Genomic DNA, 4,982 nt, shown 5'->3' with positions numbered 1-4,982 from the left:
GGACGAGGCGGGGGATGACATCGGCGGGCACGGGGAGGTGCTGCGGATCGTGGGAGCGGGCGTCCTGTCCGGCCCCGCCGCCGCGGTCGCCTGGCTGACCCGGCGCGAATTGGCCGGCCGCCGGCCCAGGGTGCAGGAGGTCGTCCGGGTGCTGACCGCACGCCCGGCCGGGTGGCAGGCCGACGCGGCCGTCCGGCTGGCGGGGAAGATCCGCGCGGCCGACGACCGCAACGCGCCGCTGGCGCTGGCGCTGCTGCGGGCCTGCGGAGCCCCGCCGCCCGAGCACGACCCGCTCGTGACCGCCTGGCTCCGGACTCGCCCGGACGCCGACGACCCGCTGATCGGCCCGCTGCTGCCGCGGATCTTCGAGGCCGAGGGCGCCGGCCGCGTGCTGCGCGAGGAACGCCTGGAGCCTGTTCCCACCCGCTGGCTGTCCCTGCTCCAGCGGCTGCAGGCGGCCGGCCGGGTCTCGCGCGGGGAGCTGCTGGACGGCTGCCTGCGCCGCTTCCTGCGCGGCGGGGACACGATCGGCCTGCGCTTCTTCGTCCGGCTGCACCGGATGCTCGACCCCACGCCGCAGGAGGCCGCCGCCCGGGTCCGCGACTACCTGCGGCTGCTGCCCACCGCTCCCGGCGCGGTCGCCGAGCTGGCGCTCGCCCAGGTCAGGTACGGCGGCCCGCACGAGGAAGCCGAGGTCATCGAGGCGATCGGCGCGCTGACCTTCCGCCCCGAGGCGAAGCTCGCCCTGGAGGGCCTGCGCCGGCTGGAGCGGGAGTTGCCGCACGCCGCCGCGCTGGCGCCCGCGCTGGCCGCCGCGTTCGGGCACGTCTCCTACGAGGTCCAGGGGCGGGCGGCCAGGATCGCGCTCAAGCACGCCGCGGCCTTCGCCCCGGCCGGAGAAGCCGTCGCCGAGGCCGTGCCGCTGCTGCCGGCTGCGCTCGGCGCGAGGGTGGCGGCCGTGTACGGCGGGGAGGTCCAGGTACGCGTCAGGCTCGTCCCGAACGCCGGGGACGACGACGGGCCCGGGAACGGGGAACGGGCGGAGGAGGAGGGCGAGCCGGAGCGGGCGTTCGGGGACTTGCCCGAGCACGTGCGCGAGGAGATCTCCGAGCAGCTGCTGGAGATCGGCGTGTCCAAGGAGCGCGTGGCGGCCATGCGCGACGGGCTGCGCGTCCCTCTGCCGGCGGGCCCGGCGAGCCGCGCGGCTTCCGCGTCGGGATCGGCTACGCCGGGCCCCGCCGGCAGAGGTCGGTGCCACGTCGTACTCGATCCGGTCGCCGACGCCTTTCCCGGCTGATCTGCCCGACGACGCCTTCGCAGAGGGGCGGGTCAGGCCTGGCCTCGGGTGGAGCGCCATGGCAGGGGCAGGGCGCGGCGGGGGCCGGTCATCCGCTGCAGGCCCTGGTTGATGTCGGCGAGGGACTCCGCGGTGAGGCGGGAGCCCAGCTGGTTGACCGCGCGCTGGGCGAGCCAGTAGATCAGCGCCCGAGCCGTTCCAGGGCCGCTCTCCGCAATGATCGCGAGGAGGTCCGTCAGCCGGGCGGGGTGGTCGAGCCGGTTGAGCGCCGCTTTCACGTCACGCTCGGTGAGCGGGGTGGGGAACTGCTGTCGGATCGCGCCCTGGAGCTTGCGGATCCTGTCGGTCTGGGAGGACGCCGTCACCCGGGTCCAGCCGCCGAAGGGCCTGCGCGGGCTCCGCAGCACGCGGGTGAGCGCGGGGGCGGTCATCCTGGTGAGCCCGTCCTCGATCTCCCGCTTGATCGGGCCTTCCAGACCCTCCTGTCTCAACGCGTGCGCGGTCAGCCCCGCCAGCAGCGCCGTACCCGTTCCCGGGCCGCTCTCCGCCATGATCGCGAGCATGAACGGCTGGGGAGGGGCCTCGTCCAGGGCCTCGAAGATCTGTGCGATGTCCGTGGGGAGGAGCAGGCGGTCGCGGCCGAGCCGCAGGATGCTGCGATGATGCTCCAGGCCGGCGTCGCCGAGGCAGGCGGAGATCGGCTTGACCAGGTAGCGGTGGCGGTGGAGCTGCTGGGCGACCTCCTTCCTGTCGCGGCCGGTGAGCTCGCGCAGGACGTCGTTCAGCACGATGGTGTCGCGGGAGCGCCCGATCAGGTGGAGCAGTTCGTCGACGGTCATGGTCGAGACGACCTGCTGTCGCATCCTGGCGTCGCCTATGTAGAAGGCGATCAGCAGCTTGACCAGCGGCTCGCAGTGGGCGGATGCCGCCTTGAGCGCCTTGGTGAGGGGGCGGGGGACCTCGATGAGACCGGCGAGGTCGTGGCTGAGGTTCTCGACGTCGTGGCGGTGGAGAGCGGGGCCATACAGGAGGCGCAGGAGGATCGCGAAGAAGGTCTCCGTGGTGGGGGAGCCGGCCAGCCGGTCGGGCAGCCGGGTCAGGTTCCGTCTGACGATGTCGCGATAGGCCCGGCGGTCGTCGTCGGTGACGCGGTCGAGTGCCTGCGACAGATGGGCGTTGAGCTCGTGGAGCCGCGCCTCGTCGGCGCCGGCGAGGCTGTCGAGGGACTCGGGGAGCAGCCGCTTCACGGAGGAGGCCAAGCTGATCGCGGTGTGCTCGCGTACTCGCACGAGGGCCTCGGCGCGGTCGGTCTCGCTGTCGAGGTCCAGCGGACGGTCAAGGGCGGCCAGGCGGCGGATCAGGCGGGCCAGGCCGTCGTGCTCGTACTGCGCGAGTTCCTGCTCGTAGAGGCGGGCCTCGGGGGGGAGACCGTACGGAACGTCCTTCTCCCAGGGCAGCTCCCAGGCGCCGTGGGCGGGGGCGACATCGGCGAAGGAGAGCCGGATGCGGTGCCTGGAGGCACTGTTGGTCCAGGTGGAGACGGCGAGTCCGCTGCGCATGCCGTACGGGAGGAGCGCAGCGACGGCGTCGAGGAAGTCGAGCCGCTGCTCCATCGGGAGCTCCGAGCGGACCACGCAGACGGGCCTGCCGGTGAGCAGGAGCGCTGCCGCCCGGCGCGCCGTCGCGTTGGCGACGCCGGACAGCCTGGGCGGGTCGTAGTCGCGCAGGCTGAGCCGGAACGGGCTCTCGCCGGAGAAGTCCTTCCTCAGCAGCGCCTCGTACAGGGCGCGGTAGGAGATCGGGGTCTTCGAGGCCTGCTCCCAGCGCAGGCAGACGTGCCAGGTCATCGTGTACGGACGGTGGAAGCCGTCCTGGGACTCCGGCTTCGTCTGCAGGGACAGGCCAAGCCAGGACTCGCCGCATCGGACGAAGTGGCTGGCCGCCACGCGCGGCAGCGCCTTGGGCTCCACGGTGCCTGAGGAGAACGATTTGAGCCAGTCGGAGAACTCCGCCTTGCTCAGGGCTCCCGTGCTGGAGCTGATCACGTCATAGTCGTCCAAGCTCTGCGGCGTCTTGCCCAGGACGGCCCAGTGAGCGGTCGGCCGCGCCACCATCACCCGCTCCTCATCGAGCGCGGCCTCAGCATGCCGCCGAGCCAGATCACCGGCTCCATGACGTTGATGGGGCGGACGGGGCCGCGGATCATGAGGCCTCCGTTGGGGTCGTCGATGACGTTGAGGAAGTCGTCCGGATCGAACTGGCCGTAACGCTCGTCGATGTACATCCCCACCGACGAGGTCACGAAGAACTTCACGCGGTCCTTGTGGAAGTACGTCTCGATCAGGTCGAGGATCATCTCCGCGTTGTGGTTGCGCCCGTGCCGGCAGAGCCGGTGGAAGAACTCCCTGGCGCGGTCCTCGGCCACGCGCGGGATGCGCAGCTCGTCACTGAGATCGGGCTCGGTGAACCCCCACCGGTCCGCCAGCGTCAGCACCCGCGGGTCGTCATATTTCGTGATGCAGACGGCGATGTGGTGCGGGAGCTTGCCGTCGGCGTACGCGTTGCCCGCCAGCATCTGCGCGGCCACCTCGTTCAGCGCCGAGTCAAGGTGCTTGAAGGCGTCGCCGACCCGGCTCTCTCGGTCGGGGTCGAACATGTAGATCAGCCCGCGGCTCCTGACCAGGCTGGACACCAGGGCCTCCTTGTCGACGCTGGCCTGCGGTTCGGCGAACAGGCCGCCGCGCGGGTCCAGGAAGTCGAGCCTGATCCTCGGGGCCTTGCCCGGCTGCGTCCGCCATGGCCGCCACCACTGCCGCTGATCCTCCGCCGGGCCGATCAGCAGCCAGTTGTAGTACGTCAGAGACTCGGTCGAGTCGGGGAACCTGCGATCGTCCAGCAGCCTGTTGCGGAGCTTGATCAGCTCGACCCCCGAGGCCTGGTTCTCGCCGACCAGCTTCCAGTTCGTCTCGGCCTTGTTCAACGCGATGCTCAGCGCCGCGAGGAAGGCGGTCTTGCCGCTACCCGAGGCGCCCCACATCGCGATGTCGGGCGCCGGTTCGGTCTCGGTCACGCGCGGTCCTCATTTCCAGCTGACGAAGGGAAGGGTGAGCGTGCCCCCGGTGGACGTCAGGTCGAGACGGGCGGCGAGCTCCTCGACGTCCACCGCGTCCACCTGGTACAGCGCCGCCGGGCCGAGCCGCTCCCAGACCGGTGAGGTGCCGTCGCAGATGGCTGCGCACTTCACGCCGTGGCGCTGCTCCAGCTCCTGCAGCAGGATCTGCCAGTCGTGCCGGAGCGGGCAGGGCGGCACGCGGTCCCTGCCGACCCTGCGGGGGTGTGGCGGGCGCGCGCCGACCGTGAGCAGGGCGGTACGGGCGCCGTCGTGCCTGAGCCGGCCGCGCAGCTCGGCCAGGACGTCCTCCACCTGGGCGGCGTTCGGGTACGTCGGCGGAGCGGGGCGCAGCGAATCCAGCGCCAGCCTGGCCTGGGTCGCCGAGCCGGCCCAGAGGGCCACCCTGGGCGGGAGGTGGATCGGGTGGCGTTCGCCGAAGACGTGGGTGCCATAGCTCATGATCGAGATCTGCGTGGGGGTCTCGGCCAGCAGGTCGATGAGGTACGCGGGCCAGTGGCAGCGGGCCTCCAGTTCGTCCTGGGTGCCGGTGGTCTCGATGGCGCAGATCAGGTG

The 4,982-nt window shown here is 72.1% G+C and carries 4 protein-coding genes; 1 reads left to right on the top strand and 3 read right to left on the bottom strand.

Going from position 1 to position 4,982, the window contains the following annotated elements; translation table 11 throughout:
- Positions 1 to 1,297 (top strand): hypothetical protein (locus tag E1286_RS48685; protein WP_223190945.1); only part of this gene is annotated, 1,297 nt, incomplete at its 5' end.
- Positions 1,298 to 1,329: 32 nt separating this feature from the next.
- Here the strand turns inward: E1286_RS48685 and E1286_RS46030 are convergent.
- The 3 genes from E1286_RS46030 to E1286_RS48680 all read right to left on the bottom strand — a co-directional run.
- Positions 1,330 to 3,411 (bottom strand): hypothetical protein, encoded by a 2,082-nt coding sequence (locus E1286_RS46030; RefSeq protein WP_132623549.1) that lies wholly within the window; start codon positions 3,409 to 3,411, stop codon positions 1,330 to 1,332.
- On the bottom strand, positions 3,411 to 4,367 hold the full coding sequence (locus E1286_RS46025) for a hypothetical protein (RefSeq protein WP_132623547.1): 957 nt from the start codon (positions 4,365 to 4,367) through the stop codon (positions 3,411 to 3,413). The genes E1286_RS46030 and E1286_RS46025 overlap by 1 nt, the downstream gene beginning before the upstream one ends.
- A 9-nt stretch (positions 4,368 to 4,376) precedes the next feature.
- Positions 4,377 to 4,982 (bottom strand): hypothetical protein (locus tag E1286_RS48680; protein ID WP_165970240.1); only part of this gene is annotated, 606 nt, incomplete at its 5' end.

The organism is Nonomuraea terrae, from assembly GCF_004348995.1.
Classification (GTDB): domain Bacteria; phylum Actinomycetota; class Actinomycetes; order Streptosporangiales; family Streptosporangiaceae; genus Nonomuraea; species Nonomuraea terrae.
This window is presented reverse-complemented; position numbering and strand designations above follow the sequence as displayed.